Raw genomic sequence first — 19,266 nt, forward strand, 5'->3', positions numbered from 1 at the left:
GCAAACGTTCATATTGCCGCAATAATTTTTTTTGATATGTTGCTTAGGTGAACTTTCGTTCACCACAACATCAGTAAAACAAAGACAGGACGGGGAAATGGCTAAGGTATCACTGGAAAAAGAGAAAATTAAATTTCTGCTGGTTGAAGGCGTGCACCAGAAGGCGGTGGATAGTCTGCGTGCGGCAGGCTACACCAACATCGAGTTTCACAAGGGTGCGCTGGATAGCGAACAGCTGAAAGAGTCGATCCGTGATGCCCATTTCATCGGCCTGCGTTCCCGTACTCATCTGACGGAAGAGGTTTTTGCTGCCGCTGAGAAGCTGGTGGCGGTAGGGTGCTTCTGTATCGGCACTAACCAGGTTGACCTGGTGGCGGCGGCCAAGCGCGGCGTACCGGTATTTAACGCGCCGTTCTCTAATACTCGCTCCGTGGCGGAACTGGTGATCGGTGAACTGCTGCTGCTGCTTCGTGGTATCCCGGAAGCGAACGCCAAAGCGCACCGTGGCGTATGGAACAAACTGGCGGCGGGCTCTTATGAAGCACGCGGCAAAAAGCTGGGCATCATTGGCTACGGCCACATCGGTACCCAGCTCGGCATTCTGGCGGAATCGCTGGGGATGCATGTCTTCTTCTACGATATTGAAAACAAGCTCCCACTAGGTAACGCGACTCAGGTGCAGCATCTTTCTGACCTGCTGAACATGAGCGATGTGGTCAGCCTGCACGTGCCGGAAAATGCGTCAACCAAGAACATGATGGGCGCAGAAGAACTGGCGCTGATGAAACCAGGCGCGCTGTTGATTAACGCCTCACGCGGCACGGTTGTTGAAATCCCTGCGTTGTGTGATGCACTGGCGCGTAAGCACCTGGCCGGGGCGGCTATCGACGTCTTCCCAACCGAACCTGCTACCAACAGCGAGCCGTTCACCTCGCCGCTGTGTGAGTTCGACAACGTTATCCTGACGCCGCACATCGGCGGCTCTACCCAGGAAGCGCAGGAGAATATCGGCCTGGAAGTGGCGGGCAAACTGATTAAGTACTCTGACAACGGCTCTACGCTCTCTGCGGTCAACTTCCCGGAAGTGTCGCTGCCGCTGCACGGCGGTCGTCGTCTGCTGCACATCCACGAAAACCGTCCTGGCGTGCTGACTGCGCTCAACCAGATCTTTGCTGAACAGGGTGTCAACATTGCCGCGCAGTACCTGCAAACGACGCCACAGATGGGCTATGTGGTTATCGATATTGAAGCGGAAGAGGATGTAGCGGAGAAAGCGCTGCTGAGCATGAAGGCGATTCCGGGCACCGTCCGCGCACGTCTGCTGTACTAATCTTTATCTTTTCTATCCAAACGGGCAGGCCATTGGTCTGCCCGTTTGTTTTTCTGTTTCCGTATTGCAACCCATACATGGCATTGACGAGCCTCGCCGCAAACGGTGATTAAAGGTTCTGCCGCGCATTGTGTGTGGGGATAAGGATTTTACGATAGGGGTTCAGCATAGGGCTGAAACGGAAAAGCCCCTACCGAAGCAGGGGCTCTAAAAGGAAAGGGATAATGATGAGACTCGTCATCATACTGCTGATTTTGTTAATCATCGCTACGCCAGCATATTAACAAGATTTACGCAGGAGGGAGGTTCGCCTCCCTCACCCTTTACCGAGGAATTTAGGTCAAAAAAGAATCGATGTCAATCGACAGAAAATGCCTACCACTGCCACACTTTCGACGGCGTGACCACGGCGGGGAGGGGAATATCCCACTCTTCAACCGGTAAGACGTCGACCAACTGACAGTCGTGCGCATAGCCGACGGGCTGAATGCCGTGCTGCTGCCAGTTCTGCAACGTGCGGTCGTAAAAGCCACCGCCCATGCCCAGCCGTTGGCCCTGTTCATCAAAGGCAACCAGCGGTGTTATCAGCACGTCGAGATTTGCCAGCGGCAGCACGTCGCGGACATCAAGCTTCGGCTCGCGGATTTTCAGGCGGTTCATCACCAGTTCGCTGTGCGGATGGTAATGCAGAAACAGCAGATTCCCAGGACTAAACGGGTGCAGTACGGGTAGGTAGACGCGCTTACCGGCTCGCCAGAGCTGTTCAATCAGGGGTTGGGTATCAAGCTCACCGTCAAAGGATAAGAACAGCGCGACGGTTTTTGCCATCACCACGGGAGGCCAGGCCATCATCCGTTCTGCGGCGTGTTCACCGTAAAGCGTTTGCTGTTGGGGCGTGAGCGCACGACGACGTTGCCGGATTAACTGGCGAATGTGCTGTCGGGGGTTTTGTTGCTCAGATGGATGCGTCATAAGACCGGTAGGTAGAAGGGGAATCTCCGAGATGCCGCCGCAGGCTGTAACCCTTGAACCCTTGGTTCAAGGTGAATGCGTCGTCACAGTTTTAAGGCTTCTCGGACGAACCGAGCATGCTCACCAACCGTGGAGCGCCACATTCTTGTGGTATGAAATATCGGCTCAGGGGACTGGCCCGCTTGCGAACATCTCAGAGAAATTTTGTCTTCACAGTCACTCTACCATAGTAAACTGCAAAGTGTTATTCAAACTTTGGGGCTGACTTATCGGATATGCGACCCTGGTCAAGCAATGCTTGTTCAATGGTCTGTTGCAGCATCCGAATGCGCTGTTCCATGCTGGAAGCATAGTCGCGCGTCTTTGCCCTTTCCTGAGTTAACTCATAGCTGATGTTCAACGCGGCGATGAAAACCAGCTGCTCAGTATTTGTGACTCTAGTGCGTTCTTTCAGATCTTGCAACCGCTGATTCAGATCGTCCGCTGCCTGATTCAAAGCATCTCTTTGTTCAGGCGGGCAATTCACTCGCAGTGAACGGCCAAAAATTTGGATATCGACGGGTTGTGCAGACATGCCACCTTCCTGCTGATTGACTGCGCGTCCTTCACTCTCAGGATGTGAAGGGGCGACACTATAGCTACCCTGGTATGAAGATACAAGCCCTTTTCTGGTATCTCCAGGGTCCAAAGTGGTAGCATATCATGAATTCCACCCAACAATGACGAATGCGCATGTCTATACAGAACGAAATGCCGGGTTACACCGTGATGAACCAGCTGTTGAACCAACAAGGGGTAGGCCTGACGCCTGCAGAAATGCACGGTCTGCTGAGTGGATTGCTCTGCGGCGGAAACAAGGACAGCTCCTGGCAGCCGCTGGTTCACGACCTGACCAACGAAGGTCTGGCGTTCGGTCACGAGCTTGCCGAGTCGCTGCGCTCCATGCATGCGGCAACCAGCGATGCACTGGAAGACGACGGCTTCCTTTTTCAGCTTTATCTGCCTGAAGGCGACGACGTCAGCGTGTTCGACCGCGCCGATGCGCTCTCTGGTTGGGTAAACCATTTCCTGCTGGGTCTGGGCATGGTACAGCCAAAACTCGATAAAGTGAGAGATGAAACTGGCGAAGCCATTGACGATCTTCGAAATATTGCGCAACTTGGCTATGAAGAAGATGAAGATCAGGAAGAGCTGGAGATGTCGCTGGAAGAAATTATCGAATACGTTCGCGTAGCGGCGCTGCTGTGCCACGATACGTTCACCCATCCGCAGCCGACCGCGCCTGAAGTGCAAAAGCCAACATTACACTAATCACAACGCCCGCTCCGCTTGCTGCGCAAGGCCGGTAAACGGAGCGCTAAGGGATTGAAAGGAGATGTCATGACACAGCAAGCGTTTCTCCGCCGCCGCCAGGCATTACTGGCGCAAATGAAACCAGGCAGCGCGGCGCTGATTTTTGCCGCGCCAGAGGTGACTCGCAGCGCGGATTCTGAGTATCCCTATCGCCAGAATAGCGATTTCTGGTACTTCACCGGCTTTAACGAGCCTGAAGCCTTGCTGGTGCTGATTAAAAGCGATGACACTCATAACCACAGCGTGCTGTTCAACCGCGTTCGCGACCTGACGGCTGAAATTTGGTTTGGCCGTCGTCTGGGCCAGGACGCCGCCCCGGAAAAACTGGGCGTTGACCGCGCGCTGGCGTTCAGCGAAATCAATCAGCAGCTGTTCCAGTTGCTGAACGGCCTGGACGTTATCTACCACGCGCAGGGCGAATACGCTTTTGCCGATGACATCGTCTTCACCGCGCTGGACAAGCTGCGCAAAGGTTCGCGCCAGAATCTTACTGCGCCGGATGCGATGATCGACTGGCGTCCAATGGTGCATGAAATGCGTCTGTTCAAAGACAGTGAAGAGATTGAAATCCTGCGCCGCGCGGGCGAAATTTCTGCGCTGGCCCATACTCGCGCGATGGAAAAATGCCGTCCGGGGATGTTTGAATATCAGCTGGAAGGGGAGATTCTTCACGAATTCTCTCGCCACGGCGCGCGCTACCCGTCGTACAACACCATTGTGGGTGGCGGCGAAAACGGCTGCATTCTGCACTACACCGAGAACGAATCTGAGCTGCGCGATGGCGAACTGGTACTGATTGACGCAGGCTGTGAATACAAAGGCTACGCGGGCGATATCACCCGAACTTTCCCGGTGAATGGCAAATTTACCCCGGCACAGCGCGCTATCTACGATATCGTGCTCGCCTCGCTGTACAAATCCCTTGAGCTGTATCGTCCAGGCACCTCCATTCAGGAAGTGACCGGTGAAGTGGTACGCATCATGGTGACCGGCCTGCATGGTCTGGGGATCCTTAAAGGGGAAGTTGATCAACTGATTACCGACAACGCCCACCGTCCGTACTTTATGCATGGCCTGAGCCACTGGCTGGGGCTGGATGTGCATGACGTTGGCGTTTACGGCGCAGACCGCTCCCGCGTACTTGAGCCGGGGATGGTACTGACCGTTGAACCGGGCCTGTACATCGCGCCAGACGCGGATGTGCCGGCGGAATATCGCGGTATCGGTATTCGTATCGAAGACGATATTCTTATTACCGAAGACGGTAACGAGAACCTTACCGCGAGCGTCGTGAAGGATGCTGATGCCATTGAAGCATTGATGGCAGCGGCACGTCAGCTATGAGCGTGATTATTGTCGGCGGCGGCATGACCGGCGCCACGCTGGCGCTGGCTATTTCGCAGCTGACGGCGGGCCGTCTTCCGGTGCACCTGATAGAGGCGGCGGATATTCACGCCGCCGAACATCCGGGTTTTGATGGCCGGGCAATTGCGCTGGCGGCAGGTACCTGCCAACAGCTGGCGAAGATCAAGCTGTGGCAGGCGATTGCCGACTGTGCGACGCCAATTACCACCGTTCACGTCAGCGACCGCGGCCACGCAGGTTTTGTCACCCTGGATGCACAAGATTATCGGCTATCTGCGCTTGGCAATGTGGTCGAGCTGCACGACGTGGGCCAGCGGCTGTTCGGCCTGCTGCGCCATGCGCGCGGCGTCACGTTGCATTGTCCTTCGCGGGTGTCGCTGGTTGAGCGCCAGGCCGATGGCGTGAGCGTGACGCTGGATAACGGCGAAACGCTGCACGGCAAATTGCTGGTTGCCGCCGACGGCTCGCGCTCCACGCTCGGCGAGCAGTGCGGCATTGCCTGGCAGCAGGAGCCGTATCATCAGGTGGCGGTGATTGCCAACGTCTCCACCGCCGTGCCGCATCAGGGGCGGGCGTTCGAACGCTTTACCGAGCATGGCCCTATCGCCATGTTGCCAATGTCGCAGAACCGCTGTTCGCTGGTGTGGTGTCACCCTCTGGCGCGCCATGACGATGTGCTCAATTGGTCAGACGCGGAGTTTTGCCGTGAGCTACAGCAAGCATTCGGCTGGCGTCTGGGACGTATTACTCAGGCAGGAACGCGCAGCGTCTATCCGTTATCGCTGACCACCGCAACCCGGACGGTATCGCACCGCCTGGCGCTGGTGGGCAACGCGGCGCAGACGCTGCACCCGATTGCCGGACAAGGTTTTAACCTCGGCATGCGAGACGTCATGACGTTGGCGGAACATCTGGCAGACGCGCATGAGGCCAATCAGGATATCGGCGACTATTCGCTGCTGTGTCATTACCAGCGCCAGCGTGCACAAGATAAAGCCGCCACGATTGGCGTCACCGACGGGCTGGTGCATCTGTTCGCCAACCGCTGGGCGCCGCTGGTGGCCGGGCGTAACGCGGGCCTGATGACGATGGAATTATTTACCCCTGCACGCGATGTGCTGGCGCAGCGGACGCTGGGCTGGGTCGCCCGCTAATCAGCAGTTTAAGGAGTTAATGTGCAAAGTGTTGATGTTGCCATCGTAGGCGGTGGAATGGTTGGGCTGGCGGTAGCCTGCGGTTTACAGGGCAGCGGCCTGCGGGTTGCTGTGCTGGAGCAGTCGCTGCCGCAGGCGCTTGCCGCCGATGCGCCACCTGCGCTACGCGTCTCCGCCATCAATGCGGGCAGCGAAAAGCTGCTCACCAAGCTGGATGTCTGGTCGGCAATCACTGCCCAGCGCGCCAGCTGTTATCACGGCATGGAAGTGTGGGATAAAGACAGCTTCGGTCGCATTACGTTTGATGATCGCAGCATGGGTTACAGCCATCTCGGCCATATTGTTGAAAACGCGGTGATCCACCACGCGCTGTGGCAGAAAGCGGAGCGCAGTTCCGATATCACACTGATGGCGCCCGCTGAACTGCAGCAGGTGGTCTGGGGTGAAAACGAGGCGTTTCTGACGCTGAAAGACGGCAATATGCTGACAGCGCGTCTGGTCGTGGGCGCGGACGGCGCGAACTCCTGGCTGCGCAGTAAAGCGGATATTCCGCTGACCTTTTGGGACTATCGTCACCACGCGCTGGTGGCGACCGTACGCACCGAAGAGCCGCATGACGCGGTGGCGCGCCAGAGCTTCCACGGTGAAGGTATTCTGGCCTTCCTGCCGCTCTCCGACCCGCATCTTTGTTCGATTGTCTGGTCGCTGTCGCCACAGGAAGCCGAACGGATGCAGCAGGCCGATGACGCTGAATTTAACCAGAAACTGAATATCGCCTTTGATAATCGCCTGGGGTTGTGCAAGGTCGAAAGCGAGCGTCAGGTGTACCCGTTGACCGGGCGCTATGCGCGTCAGTTTGCCGCCCATCGTCTGGCGCTGGTCGGCGATGCGGCGCACACTATCCATCCTTTGGCCGGGCAGGGTGTTAACCTGGGCTTTATGGATGCCGCCGAACTGATTGAAGAATTGCGTCGTTTGCATACGCAGGGCAAAGACATTGGTCAGCATTTCTATCTGCGTCGCTACGAGCGCAGCCGTAAACACAGCGCCGCGCTGATGCTGGCGGGGATGCAGGGCTTCCGCGAGCTGTTTGCTGGCGAAAACCCGGCGAAAAAACTGCTGCGCGATCTCGGCCTGGCGCTGGCCGATACGCTACCCGGTGTGAAGCCGCAGCTGATTCGTCAGGCAATGGGCCTGAATGACCTGCCTGAGTGGCTTCGTTAAGTCGCTCACACTTTTACTCCCGGTGGTACTACCGGGAGTCTCCCTCCTCATTTGAAAAATTCTAATTTCACGCCATTTTTCGCATTAGTTTTATTAATCCATGCGTTTTCATGTTACGGAAAAACAGCCCTGTTTTACGCATAAAATATTATCTTATGCTGAATTGTTAACCGTTGTTGTTAATAAAATGGGGTGTGTTTCGCTTTTTTCCAGTCGATCCTTCTGTATGCTTTTTCGCGGCTTTTGGTCATAAGCTAATGTGATGCCCCCTTTTTCAGGATGGTTTACCACGATGTTCGGTGGTAAGTTCAGGGAAAAGAGAACGTTTGCGTCGGTGCCCGAATGGGCGTCGGCGTTTGGTTTTGTGGTGCGATATATTCAACGAGGACATGATGGCTCAACAAACGCCTTTGTATGACCAGCACGTGTTATGTGGCGCGCGTATGGTGGATTTCCACGGCTGGATGATGCCGCTGCACTATGGTTCGCAGATTGATGAGCACCACGCGGTGCGTACCGATGCCGGGATGTTCGATGTGTCGCATATGACCATCGTCGATCTCCACGGGCCGCGGACCCGAGAGTTTCTACGCTATCTGCTGGCAAACGACGTTGCCAAGCTCACCAAGCCCGGCAAAGCGCTTTACAGCGGTATGCTAAATGCGTCGGGCGGCGTGATTGATGACCTGATCGTTTACTACCTTACCGAAGATTATTTCCGCCTCGTCGTTAACTCCGCCACCCGCGAAAAAGACCTCTCCTGGATTACCCAACACGCTGAACCTTATGCCATCGACATCACCGTCCGTGATGACCTGTCGCTGATTGCCGTACAGGGGCCGAACGCGCAGGCAAAAGCCAACACCCTGTTCACCGACGAGCAGCGTCACGCCGTTGAAGGTATGAAGCCGTTCTTTGGCGTGCAGGCGGGTGACTTCTTTATCGCGACCACCGGTTATACCGGCGAAGCGGGTTATGAAATTGCCCTGCCAAAAGAGCAGGCCGCCGATTTCTGGCAGAAACTGGTTCAGGCAGGTGTGAAGCCTTGCGGTCTGGGCGCGCGCGATACGCTGCGTCTGGAAGCAGGGATGAATCTCTACGGCCAGGAGATGGACGAAAGCATCTCCCCGCTGGCGGCCAATATGGGCTGGACCATCGCCTGGGAACCGGCCGATCGCAACTTTATCGGTCGCGACGTGCTGGAACTGGAGCGTGAGAAAGGTACCGAGCAGCTGGTCGGCCTGGTGATGACCGAAAAAGGCGTCCTGCGCGGTGAACTGCCGGTACGCTTTACCGATGCCCGCGGCAACGCGTGCGAAGGTGTGATCACCAGCGGGACTTTCTCGCCAACCTTAGGCCATAGTATTGCGCTGGCTCGCGTCCCGGCTGGGATTGGCGAGACGGCGATCGTGCAGATCCGCAACCGTGAAATGCCGGTCAAAGTCACAAAACCTATTTTTGTGCGTAACGGCAAGGCCGTCGCGTAAGCCCTTTTTATTCTGGAGATTTTTTGATGAGCAACGTACCAGCAGAACTGAAATACAGCAAAGAACACGAATGGCTGCGCAAAGAAGCTGACGGTAGCTACACCGTTGGTATCACCGAGCACGCGCAGGAATTACTGGGTGACATGGTCTTCGTTGACCTGCCGGAAGTCGGCGCGACCGTTAGCGCGGGCGACGACTGTGCCGTGGCGGAGTCCGTTAAAGCGGCATCCGACATCTATGCCCCGATCAGCGGCGAAATCGTTGCTGTGAACGACGAACTGGGCGACTCGCCGGAGCTGGTGAACAGCGAACCGTACGCGGGCGGCTGGATCTTTAAGATCAAAGCCAGTGACGAAGCGGAAGTTGCCGCGCTGCTGGATGCGACCGCATACGAAGCCCTGCTAGAAGACGAATAAGGATTTGCTCCCTCTCCCTGTGGGAGAGGGCCGGGGTGAGGGCGAGTTTACGCCGTCGCCCCAAACCTCTTCTTCGAAGAGGAAATCTTAAAATCACCGCACGTTTCAGGAACCATCGCTCATGACACAGACTTTAAGCCAGCTTGAAAACCGTGGCGCGTTTATTGAACGTCACATCGGGCCGGATGCCCAGCAGCAGCAAGAGATGCTCAAAACAGTTGGCGCGGATTCATTAAACGCACTGATTGCGCAGATCGTGCCGAAAGATATCCAGCTTGCTACGCCTCCGCAGGTAGGCGAGGCTACCACCGAGTTCGCCGCTCTGGCGGAGCTGAAGGTGATTGCCGGTCGCAACAAGCGCTTTAAGTCGTACATTGGCATGGGTTACACCCCGGTACAGCTGCCGCCGGTTATCCAGCGCAACATGCTGGAAAACCCTGGCTGGTACACCGCGTACACCCCGTATCAGCCAGAAGTGTCTCAGGGTCGTCTGGAAGCGCTGCTCAACTTCCAGCAGGTTACGCTGGATCTGACCGGTCTCGATATGGCCTCCGCTTCTCTGCTGGATGAAGCTACTGCTGCCGCTGAAGCAATGGCAATGGCGAAGCGCGTCAGTAAGCTGAAGAATGCTAACCGCTTCTTCGTGGCGGCCGACGTGCATCCGCAAACCCTGGATGTGGTCCGTACCCGAGCGGAAACCTTCGGCTTTGACGTGATTGTTGACGACGCTGACAAAGCGCTGGAGCATCAGGACGTCTTCGGCGTGCTGCTCCAGCAGGTTGGGACCACCGGTGAAGTTCACGACTACAGCCAGCTGATTGCTGAGCTGAAATCCCGTAAAGTCGTCGTCAGCGTTGCCGGCGATTTCATGGCGCTGGTGCTGTTAACCGCACCGGGCAAGCAGGGCGCGGACATTGTCTTCGGCTCTGCCCAGCGTTTCGGCGTCCCGATGGGCTACGGCGGCCCGCACGCGGCCTTCTTTGCCGCCAAAGATGAATTCAAACGCGCCATGCCGGGCCGTATTATCGGCGTATCGAAAGATGCCGCTGGCAATACCGCGCTGCGCATGGCGATGCAGACCCGCGAGCAGCACATTCGCCGCGAGAAAGCGAACTCCAACATCTGTACCTCGCAGGTACTGCTGGCCAACATCGCCAGCTTGTACGCCGTCTTCCATGGCCCGGCTGGCCTGAAGCGTATTGCGAACCGCATTCACCGCCTGACCGATATTCTGGCAGCGGGTTTGCAGCAGAAAGGCCAAAAGCTGCGTCATGCGCACTACTTTGACACCCTGTGTGTGGAAGTGGCAGACAAAGCAACCGTACTGGCGCGCGCTCAGACAGCGGAAATCAACCTGCGCAGCGATATCCTTAACGCTGTCGGTATCACCCTGAACGAAACCACCACCCGTGAAGATGTGCTGGCGCTGTTTAGCGTGATTCTCGGCGACAATCACGGTCTGGACATCGACGCGCTGGATAAAGACGTGGCGCTCGATAGCCGCTCTATCCCGCAGGCGATGCTGCGTGACGACGCGATCCTGAGTCATCCGGTGTTTAACCGCTATCACAGCGAAACCGAAATGATGCGCTACATGCACTCGCTGGAGCGTAAAGATCTGGCGCTGAACCAGGCGATGATCCCGCTGGGGTCCTGCACCATGAAGCTCAACGCTGCGGCGGAGATGATCCCTATCACCTGGCCGGAATTTGCTGAACTGCACCCGTTCTGCCCGGTTGACCAGGCGGAAGGCTACCATCAGATGATCGGTCAGCTCTCCGAGTGGCTGGTGAAACTGACTGGCTATGACGCGCTCTGCATGCAGCCGAACTCCGGCGCGCAGGGTGAATATGCGGGCCTGCTGGCGATTCGTCACTACCACGAAAGCCGCAACGACGGTCATCGTGATATCTGTCTGATCCCAAGCTCAGCGCACGGTACCAACCCAGCTTCCGCGCAGATGGCGGGGATGCAGGTGGTGGTTGTGGCCTGCGATAAGAACGGCAACATCGATCTGGCGGATCTGCGCGCGAAAGCGGAGCAGCATGCTGACAACCTTTCCTGCATCATGGTGACCTATCCGTCCACCCACGGCGTGTACGAAGAGACTATCCGTGAAGTGTGCGAAATCGTTCACCAGTTCGGCGGACAGGTTTACCTCGACGGCGCGAACATGAACGCCCAGGTTGGTATTACTTCCCCTGGTTTCATCGGTGCGGACGTTTCGCACCTCAACCTGCATAAAACCTTCTGCATTCCACACGGCGGCGGCGGCCCAGGTATGGGTCCTATCGGTGTGAAATCGCACCTGGCACCGTTTGTTCCGGGCCACAGCGTGGTGCACATTGAAGGTATGCTGACTCGTCAGGGTGCGGTTTCCGCGGCACCGTTCGGCAGCGCCTCCATTCTGCCAATCAGCTGGATGTACATCCGCATGATGGGCGCAGAAGGCCTGAAGCAGGCAAGTCAGGTGGCGATCCTCAACGCTAACTACATTGCGACTCGCCTGAAAGAGGCTTACCCGGTGCTCTACACCGGGCGTGATGGCCACGTGGCGCACGAATGTATTCTGGATATTCGTCCGCTGAAAGAAGAGACCGGCATCAGCGAGCTGGATATTGCTAAGCGCCTGATTGACTACGGTTTCCACGCGCCAACTATGTCCTTCCCGGTAGCAGGTACCCTGATGGTCGAGCCAACGGAATCAGAAGGTAAAGCCGAGCTGGACCGCTTTATTGACGCGATGCTGGCGATCCGCAGCGAAATCGATCGCGTGAAAGCGGGCGAATGGACGCTTGAAGATAACCCGCTGGTTAACTCCCCGCACACCCAGAATGAACTGGTGGCGGAGTGGAACCACGGCTATAGCCGCGAAATCGCCGTCTTCCCGGCAGGTATGGCGAACAAGTACTGGCCGACGGTGAAACGTCTCGACGACGTTTACGGCGACCGTAACCTGTTCTGTTCCTGCGTACCGATGAGCGAATATCAGTAATCATCTGATCAGGCTATCTTTTAAAGGCGCTTCGGCGCCTTTATTTTTTGGGAGACGCGAATGGCAATAGCATTAGTAACCGGCGCAAGCCGAGGAATTGGTCGGGCGACGGCGCTACAGCTGGCGCAGGAAGGCTATACGGTGGCGGTGAACTATCACCGTAACGAAGCCGCCGCCAGCGACGTGGTAAACACGATTATTGCTCATGGCGGTAAGGCCTTTGCCGTTCAGGCGGATATTGGCGATGAAGCGCAGGTGGAAGCGATGTTTGCCCGTCTCGACCAGCAGGGCGAACCGCTAGCGGCGCTGGTCAACAACGCGGGCGTGCTGTTCACCCAAAGCCGCGTGGAGGCGTTAACCGCCGAGCGTATCAACCGGGTGTTGACTACCAACGTGACCGGCTACTTTCTCTGCTGCCGGGAAGCGGTAAAACGGATGGCGATACCGCACGGTGGGAAGGGTGGCGCGATTGTCAACGTCTCCTCGGCGGCGGCTCGCCTGGGCTCGCCGGGTGAATACGTGGATTATGCCGCCTCGAAAGGGGCGATTGATACGCTGACCACCGGGCTGTCGCTGGAAGTGGCGGCGCAGGGTATTCGGGTGAACGGCGTCAGGCCGGGATTTATCTATACCGAGATGCATGCTGATGGCGGTGAGCCGGGGCGCGTTGACCGAGTGAAGGCCGTGCTGCCAATGCAGCGCGGTGGCCAGCCGGAAGAGGTGGCGCAGGCGATTGTCTGGCTGCTGAGCGAGAAGGCGTCGTATGTGACCGGGAGTTTTATTGAGTTGGCGGGTGGGAAGTAGTACGGCGTTGCCCCCTCACCCTAACCCTCTCCCCGTGGGGGAGAGGGGACAGACCGGTTTTCTCCCTCGCCCCTTTGGGGAGAGGGCCGGGGTGAGGGGAAACGAACTTACAAACTCTCGCCGTTGCTGGCAATCACCGCTTTATACCACTCAAAACTCTTCTTACGTGAACGCGACATATCGCCCGTGCCGTCGTCGTGCTTGTTCACATAGATAAAGCCATAGCGCTTGCTGTACTGCCCGGTGGTGAACGACACGCAGTCGATGCAGCCCCACGGCGTATAGCCCATCAGATCCACGCCATCGTAGGTGACCGCTTTCATCATCTCTTCGACGTGTGCACGCAGATAATCAATGCGGTAGTCGTCGTTGATGCTGCCGTCGGCTTCGACTTTGTCGTACGCGCCAAAGCCATTTTCCACGATAAACAGCGGCTTCTGGTAGCGCTCGTACAGCTCGCACAGCGAGTAGCGCAGGCCAACCGGGTCAATCTGCCAGCCCCAGTCTGACGCTTTCACGTGCGGGTTCGGTACGCTGCCTTCAAAGCCGGAGATCGCGTCACCGCTGCCGCCTTCCGCCTTCACGGCGTTGGTCATGTAGTAGCTGAAGCCGAGGTAGTCACAGGTGCCTTCACGCAGAATTGCATCGTCACCTGCTTCCATCTTGATATTGAAACCACGGCGCTCCCACTCGTTCAGCACGTAGCTTGGGTAGTAGCCGCGCAGCTGCACGTCGGTAAAGACGTAGCGTTCACGCATCGACTCCTGGGCGAACATGACGTCTTCCGGTTTGCAGGAGAACGGATAGAGCGCCACCATCGCCAGCATGCAGCCGACTTTCATCTCTGGGTTGATACGACGAGCGGCTTTCACCGCCAGGGCGCTGGCCACGAACTGGTGGTGCAGCACCTGGTACATGGTTTCTTCAGGGTTTTCATGCTCGGTGTAAACCACGCCAGAGCAGCAGTAGCCGAACAGCGGTGCGCGCCAGTTTCGCTGGTTGTTGATTTCGTTGAAGGTCATCCAGTATTTGACCTTATGCTTGTAGCGCTCAAAGACCACTTCCGAGAAACGAACAAAGAAATCAACGACTTTGCGGTTGGTCCAGCCACCGTACTCCTGCACCAGATGCAGCGGCATTTCGAAGTGGGAGAGGGTAATCACCGGCTCGATGTTGTACTTCAGCAGTTCATCGAACATGTCATCGTAGAATTTCAGCCCTTCTTCATTTGGCTGAGTTTCGTCACCTTTCGGGAAAATGCGGGTCCAGGCGATAGAGGTACGGAAGCACTTAAAGCCCATTTCGGCGAACAGCTTGATGTCTTCTTTGTAGTGGCCGTGGAAGTCGATAGCTTCATGGTTCGGGTAGTATTTGCCCGGCTCGACCTGCTGGGTAATTTCACGTGGTACGCCGTGGGCACCGCCGGTTAGCACGTCACAGATGCTGGGGCCTTTGCCGCCTTTATTCCAGCCACCTTCAACCTGGTGGGCAGCAACCGCGCCACCCCATAAAAAGTCTTTCGGTAAGGTCAGTTTTTTCATCTTTGCTATGCTCAGTTATTGGGCTTAATAAATATGAGTCTAACAAAGAGGCAATAAATGTCACGATATAACAAATCCCACTCCAGGGAATATGTTACATCGAAAAAACACCCTGTATTTTTATGCTAATTTCTTCGCCAGTTTACGGCCTAACGATTCCAGAATATAGATAACCGGGATCTGCGTTGTAATATCGTAAACGCCGGCAATACGGGTTTGCGGCACATGCCAGGAGAGGTTGAAGTCAGCAAGCTTTGCCAGCCGTGAGTGTTCGTGGCTGGTGATGGACATGACCTTGCAGCGATGCAGGCTGAACTGCCCGGCAAAGCGTAGGATCTCTTCAGTTTCACCCGACACCGAAAGCACGATCGCTAACGCGTTTTTCGCCATGTCATTGGTGACCGGGAAATAAGGGTCATCAATATGGTTACTGAATTTACCAATATTTGAGAAGAATCGTGCGCCATATTTTGCCAGCGAGCCGGAGGTTCCTGCACCGACAAAAATAATACGTTCGGAAGAGAGAATAATATCTACCGCATCATCCAGCAGTTTATCAAACTCATCATTATTAACGCTTTTGAAAAAGCTGATAATTTCGCTGGCGCCAAAATTGGCCTGCTGCGGTTCATCCTGCTCTAAATATAATTTGAAGCGTACGCGGAACTCCGAGTAACCTTCGCAGTTGAGCTTTTTACAAAAGCGCATCACCGTGGTGGTGGAGACACCCGCCGCGTCGGCCAGTTCACGGATGGTCATGTACATCACCGTGTCGCGATTTTTAATGACGTAGTGATAGACCATCATCTCAAGATTATTGAGGCTAGCAACGGCGGCGTGGGAGAACATGCTCACGGTGATGGATACTCGTAAAAATAATGACCTGATGGGAATGATAACATGCAGCCAAACGACATTACCTTTTTTCAACGCTTTCAGGACGACATTCTCGCCGGACGCAAAACGATCACCCTGCGCGATGCCGCAGAGTCACACTTTAAGGTTGGGGACGTGCTGCGCGTGGGCCGCTATGAAGATGATGGCTACTTCTGCACCATCCGCGTGGTGGCAACCTCTACCGTCACGATGGATACGTTGACCGAGCGTCATGCGGAGCAGGAAAACATGGGTCTGCCGGAGCTGAAAAAGGTGATTGCGGATATCTATCCGGGCGAGAACCTGTTTTATGTTATTGAATTTAAATGTGTTGAATGAAAACGTGTACACCTGTTAGCTGAATGAATTTGTTAACTCACTGATTATTTTGAGTTTATAAAAATTCATTTTTTTATTTTAGCTTACATGTGTTCACTGGAACCATTCTCAGTTACGCTAGGGTGTTTGCTTAATTTGTCGTTCGCCCGGAGCGCGTAATGGATAAGAAACCACTCATCAAGCAGGGATATTCTCTGGCAGAGGAAATTGCCAATAGCATCAGCCACGGCGTTGGCTTTGTCCTGGGGATTGTCGGGCTGGTTTTACTGCTGGTTCAGGCCGTTGACGCTAACGCCAACGCCACAGCGATCACCAGCTACAGCCTGTACGGCGGCAGCATGATCCTGCTGTTTCTGGCCTCCACGCTGTATCACGCCATTCCGTCACAGCGGGCCAAGGTGTGGCTGAAAAAATTCGACCACTGCGCTATCTACCTGCTGATTGCCGGCACCTATACGCCATTCCTGCTGGTGGGGCTGGACTCGCCGCTGGCGAAAGGGCTGATGATTGTTATCTGGAGCCTGGCGCTGCTGGGGATCCTGTTTAAGCTGACCATTGCGCACCGCTTTAAAATTTTGTCGCTGGTGACCTATCTTACGATGGGCTGGCTGTCGCTGATTGTGGTCTATCAACTGGCGGTGAAGCTGGCGATTGGCGGCGTGACGCTGCTGGCTGTCGGCGGGGTGGTTTATTCGCTGGGGGTGATTTTCTACGTCTGTAAGCGCATACCCTACAACCATGCTATCTGGCATGCGTTTGTGCTGGGCGGCAGTGCCTGTCATTTTCTGGCTATTTATCTGTACGTGGGGCAACACGCATAGATTTGGTGCAACCCCGGGGTCTGCGTAAACGCCTCGCCCGGGCTGCGTTTTGTAGGGCGGATAAGGCAACGCCGCCATCCGGCAGCCTGCGCCGAACGGCCTGATGGCGCTACGCTTATCAGGCCTACAAATTACTCTTCGTCTAACGAATACGGCAGCGGCTTAATGCTCAACGTATTGGCATCGTCGCGCACGCGGAACACGCTGTCGGCTTCCATATCGTTGTTCATCACGACCTGCACCAGTATCTGACCATCTTCCAGCTGTACGGCGGCCAGCACGGTGCCGGTACGTCGCCAGTTGTCACCCATCTTGAGTTCAAGGTCTTCACCGGCTTCCGGTACGCGAGCGGCTTTGCCTGCCAGCGTCCATAGCGCACGCTTGTTGGCCCCGCGGAATTTGGCGCGAGCGACCATCTCCTGCCCGGTATAGCACCCTTTTTTGAAGCTGATGCCGCCCAGCGCCTGCAGGTTCGTCGCCTGCGGAATAAACTGCGCGCTGTTCACTTCATCAATCACCGGCAGACCGGCTTCGATATCCAGCGCCAGCCACTGCTGGCTGTTGTTAAGCTGGGCTTCGCCGCGCAGGGCTTCGGTGATGCGTTCAGCGGTTGCGGCATCGGTCACCAGTAGGAAGCGTTCTTCCGGGTGGGCAAACCACAGCAGAGAGGTCTCACCGTCCTGCAGGCACGGTTTCTCTGCATTGGGCAGTGCCGCGAACAGGTTAGCCAGCGCGGCGCGAGCCTGGAAACCGGCTACGCCCAGCAGCACGGCGTCATCGTTTGGCGCAATCACTACCTTCGAGAAGACGGCGTATTTTTTCAGCTGGATCAGCTGCGCTTCACGTACGCTGCGGCGCTCAATAAACGCAAAACCGTCCTGACGATGGAACAAGCGCAGGTTGCTCCACATTTTGCCTTTCGCATCACAGTGGGCGACCAGCAGATGCTGATGCTCAGTCAATTGCGCCACGTCTGCCGTTACCTGACCCTGCAGGTATTTTTCACTGTCGGCACCGGTCACGGTCGCCAGCGCCCAATCATCGAGCGTCATCAGCGTCAGCGGTAAGCGGGCAGAGACGCCAGGCTGACGTGGAGGAAACGGAGTAAAAGCCATATTGATGTCCTGAATAGAGTTGCGAACGCACTTATTCACTCATGGTAAAAGAGATGCCTGCCATTGCAAGCGCTTTTGCAGGGCGTTTTGTGCCCTCTGTGCGTTCTGCGAAGCGGCTCGAAAGAAAAATAATCCCTTTCATATTTCAGGGGTTTTTTCGGAATATGACGCGTGAAACGTGATATTCCAGTAAGGTAACGGCAAAAAACACGTTAAACTAGTCACAACGTAATGCTGGAAGGAAATTATGGACATCAATAATAAAGCCCGTATCCACTGGGCATGCCGCCGCGGTATGCGCGAACTCGATATCTCCATCATGCCGTTCTTTGAGCACGAGTACGACACGCTCAGCGATGAAGACAAAGCGGTCTTCATTCGTCTTCTCGAATGCGACGATCCTGATCTCTTCAACTGGTTGATGAACCACGGCAAGCCTGATGACGCTAACCTTGAGCGCATGGTCCAACTCATTCAAACACGGAATCGGGAACGTGGTCCTGTGGCAATCTGATTTACGCGTCTCCTGGCGCTCACAGTGGCTCTCTTTGTTGCTCCACGGCCTGGTGGCGGCTTTCGTGCTGCTGATGCCGTGGCCGTTGAGCTACACGCCGCTCTGGCTGCTTTTGCTGTCGCTGGTGGTGTTTGACTGCGTACGTAGCCAACGACGCATTCACTCGCATCAGGGGGAGATTAAGCTGTTGATGGACGCAAGGCTGCGCTGGCGCAATCAGGATTACGAGCTGCTTGGTACGCCGTGGATGCTGAATTCGGGGATGATGCTACGGATTCGTCGCCTGAATGGCGGCCGTCGTCAGCATCTGTGGCTGGCGGCTGACAGTATGAATCCTGAAGAGTGGCGCGACCTGCGGAGAATTCTTCTGCAGCAGCCCGCGCCCACGAAGCACTAAGAGAACTGCTCGGCCATCTCGCCGAGAATCTGTTCGCACCAGCTCTGAATGCGTTCATCGCTAAGATCGTACTGGTTGGTTTCATCCAGCGCGAGACCGACGAAAAGCTGCCCGTCAGCAATCACCGGTTTCGGGCTGGTGAACTCGTAGCCTTCGGTTGGCCAGTAGCCGACAAATTTCACCCCTTTGGTCGCCAGCTTATCGTGCAGCATACCCAGCGCATCGAGGAACCATTCGCCGTAGCCGAGCTGGTCGCCCATGCCGTACAGCGCGATGATTTTACCTTCCAGATTTAGCGTATCGAGCTGTTCCCAGACCGCTTCCCAATCTTCCTGAATTTCACCGAAATCCCAGGTCGGAATGCCGAGAATGAGCACATCATATTGCTCCATCAGGGCGGGGGAATCATCTTTCAGGTTATGTAATGTGACCAGTTCCGGACCGATAATGTCGCGAATTTTTTCCGCTGCCATCTCGGTGTAGCAGGTGCTGGAACCGTAAAAAAGGCCGATATTCATGACGTACTGCTCTCGATTCTTGCGATGATGATGCGCCCAGTGTAC

The 19,266-nt window shown here is 55.9% G+C and carries 20 protein-coding genes and 1 other RNA gene; 14 read left to right on the top strand and 7 right to left on the bottom strand.

Translation table 11 applies throughout. The annotated features are described in order from the left end of the window. The first annotated feature begins 97 nt into the window (after nt 1-97). Nucleotides 98-1,330, top strand: a complete 1,233-nt coding sequence (serA, locus tag V6940_RS16330) for a phosphoglycerate dehydrogenase (protein WP_185669875.1) — start codon at nt 98-100, stop codon at nt 1,328-1,330. Nucleotides 1,331-1,554: 224 nt separating this feature from the next. After that, a complete protein-coding gene (locus V6940_RS22785; protein ID WP_442910734.1) occupies nt 1,555-1,614 on the top strand; it encodes a type I toxin-antitoxin system Ibs family toxin in 60 nt (19 codons plus the stop codon). 91 nt (nt 1,615-1,705) lie between these two features. Here the strand turns inward: V6940_RS22785 and V6940_RS16335 are convergent, their stop codons facing one another. From V6940_RS16335 to zapA, 3 genes are all read right to left on the bottom strand, one after another. After that, nucleotides 1,706-2,302 (bottom strand): 5-formyltetrahydrofolate cyclo-ligase, encoded by a 597-nt coding sequence (locus tag V6940_RS16335; protein WP_333496550.1) that lies wholly within the window; start codon nt 2,300-2,302, stop codon nt 1,706-1,708. Nucleotides 2,303-2,321: 19 nt separating this feature from the next. Continuing rightward, nucleotides 2,322-2,505: non-coding RNA, 6S RNA (ssrS, locus tag V6940_RS16340), on the bottom strand. A 41-nt stretch (nt 2,506-2,546) separates the two neighbouring features. Further along, nucleotides 2,547-2,876: a cell division protein ZapA gene (zapA, locus tag V6940_RS16345; RefSeq protein WP_185669873.1), complete on the bottom strand. Its 330-nt coding sequence runs from the start codon at nt 2,874-2,876 to the stop codon at nt 2,547-2,549. 158 nt (nt 2,877-3,034) lie between these two features. Here zapA and V6940_RS16350 point away from each other — a divergent pair, with 158 nt between their 5' ends. The 8 genes from V6940_RS16350 (at nt 3,035) to V6940_RS16385 (ending at nt 13,100) form a co-directional block, all read left to right on the top strand. Next, nucleotides 3,035-3,613: a YecA/YgfB family protein gene (locus V6940_RS16350; protein WP_185669872.1), complete on the top strand. Its 579-nt coding sequence runs from the start codon at nt 3,035-3,037 to the stop codon at nt 3,611-3,613. A gap of 69 nt (nt 3,614-3,682) precedes the next feature. Beyond that, nucleotides 3,683-4,999, top strand: coding sequence for a Xaa-Pro aminopeptidase (gene pepP, locus V6940_RS16355; RefSeq protein WP_333496551.1), 1,317 nt, complete (start codon nt 3,683-3,685; stop codon nt 4,997-4,999). Continuing rightward, nucleotides 4,996-6,174, top strand: coding sequence for a 2-octaprenyl-6-methoxyphenyl hydroxylase (ubiH, locus tag V6940_RS16360; protein WP_333496552.1), 1,179 nt, complete (start codon nt 4,996-4,998; stop codon nt 6,172-6,174). Before pepP ends, ubiH begins: the two co-directional genes overlap by 4 nt. 21 nt (nt 6,175-6,195) lie before the next feature. Further along, nucleotides 6,196-7,398, top strand: coding sequence for an FAD-dependent 2-octaprenylphenol hydroxylase (ubiI, locus tag V6940_RS16365; protein WP_333496553.1), 1,203 nt, complete (start codon nt 6,196-6,198; stop codon nt 7,396-7,398). A 392-nt stretch (nt 7,399-7,790) separates the two neighbouring features. Continuing rightward, the gene (gcvT, locus tag V6940_RS16370) at nt 7,791-8,885 is read left to right on the top strand and encodes a glycine cleavage system aminomethyltransferase GcvT (protein ID WP_333496554.1); all 1,095 of its coding nucleotides are present in this window, start codon (nt 7,791-7,793) and stop codon (nt 8,883-8,885) included. Between the two features lie 26 nt (nt 8,886-8,911). Further along, nucleotides 8,912-9,301, top strand: coding sequence for a glycine cleavage system protein GcvH (gcvH, locus tag V6940_RS16375; RefSeq protein ID WP_052281990.1), 390 nt, complete (start codon nt 8,912-8,914; stop codon nt 9,299-9,301). 121 nt (nt 9,302-9,422) lie between these two features. Beyond that, entirely contained in the window at nt 9,423-12,296 is a 2,874-nt protein-coding gene (gene gcvP, locus V6940_RS16380) for an aminomethyl-transferring glycine dehydrogenase (RefSeq protein WP_333496555.1), read from the top strand. A gap of 60 nt (nt 12,297-12,356) precedes the next feature. After that, nucleotides 12,357-13,100 (top strand): SDR family oxidoreductase, encoded by a 744-nt coding sequence (locus tag V6940_RS16385; protein ID WP_333496556.1) that lies wholly within the window; start codon nt 12,357-12,359, stop codon nt 13,098-13,100. 107 nt (nt 13,101-13,207) lie between these two features. Here V6940_RS16385 and bglA read toward each other — a convergent pair whose 3' ends face one another. Both bglA and V6940_RS16395 read right to left on the bottom strand, forming a co-directional pair. Further along, nucleotides 13,208-14,641: a 6-phospho-beta-glucosidase BglA gene (bglA, locus tag V6940_RS16390; protein WP_333496557.1), complete on the bottom strand. Its 1,434-nt coding sequence runs from the start codon at nt 14,639-14,641 to the stop codon at nt 13,208-13,210. 120 nt (nt 14,642-14,761) lie between these two features. Then, nucleotides 14,762-15,490 (bottom strand): MurR/RpiR family transcriptional regulator, encoded by a 729-nt coding sequence (locus tag V6940_RS16395; RefSeq protein WP_185669882.1) that lies wholly within the window; start codon nt 15,488-15,490, stop codon nt 14,762-14,764. 51 nt (nt 15,491-15,541) lie between these two features. Here V6940_RS16395 and yqfB point away from each other — a divergent pair, with 51 nt between their 5' ends. Together yqfB and trhA are read left to right on the top strand one after the other, a co-directional pair. After that, nucleotides 15,542-15,856, top strand: a complete 315-nt coding sequence (gene yqfB / locus V6940_RS16400) for a N(4)-acetylcytidine aminohydrolase (protein WP_185669865.1) — start codon at nt 15,542-15,544, stop codon at nt 15,854-15,856. Nucleotides 15,857-16,014: 158 nt separating this feature from the next. After that, on the top strand, nt 16,015-16,677 hold the full coding sequence (gene trhA / locus V6940_RS16405; RefSeq protein WP_333496558.1) for a PAQR family membrane homeostasis protein TrhA: 663 nt from the start codon (nt 16,015-16,017) through the stop codon (nt 16,675-16,677). 131 nt (nt 16,678-16,808) lie between these two features. On the opposite strand, the gene ygfZ is transcribed toward trhA, so the two are convergent. Continuing rightward, nucleotides 16,809-17,792 carry a tRNA-modifying protein YgfZ gene (gene ygfZ / locus V6940_RS16410; protein WP_333496559.1) on the bottom strand — a complete coding sequence of 328 codons (984 nt, stop codon included), beginning with the start codon at nt 17,790-17,792 and terminating at the stop codon, nt 16,809-16,811. Nucleotides 17,793-18,039: 247 nt separating this feature from the next. Between ygfZ and sdhE the strand changes: the two genes are divergently transcribed. Together sdhE and V6940_RS16420 are read left to right on the top strand one after the other, a co-directional pair. Beyond that, nucleotides 18,040-18,306 (top strand): FAD assembly factor SdhE, encoded by a 267-nt coding sequence (sdhE, locus tag V6940_RS16415; RefSeq protein WP_185669862.1) that lies wholly within the window; start codon nt 18,040-18,042, stop codon nt 18,304-18,306. Further along, nucleotides 18,287-18,703, top strand: a complete 417-nt coding sequence (locus V6940_RS16420) for a protein YgfX (RefSeq protein WP_185669861.1) — start codon at nt 18,287-18,289, stop codon at nt 18,701-18,703. The genes sdhE and V6940_RS16420 overlap by 20 nt, the downstream gene beginning before the upstream one ends. Here the strand turns inward: V6940_RS16420 and fldB are convergent. Beyond that, nucleotides 18,700-19,221: a flavodoxin FldB gene (gene fldB / locus V6940_RS16425; protein WP_166515919.1), complete on the bottom strand. Its 522-nt coding sequence runs from the start codon at nt 19,219-19,221 to the stop codon at nt 18,700-18,702. The two genes, V6940_RS16420 and fldB, sit on opposite strands and share 4 nt — an antisense overlap. Nucleotides 19,222-19,266 lie beyond the last annotated feature (45 nt).

Source organism: Kluyvera sp. CHPC 1.251 (genome assembly GCF_036759945.1).
GTDB lineage: Bacteria > Pseudomonadota > Gammaproteobacteria > Enterobacterales > Enterobacteriaceae > Kluyvera > Kluyvera sichuanensis.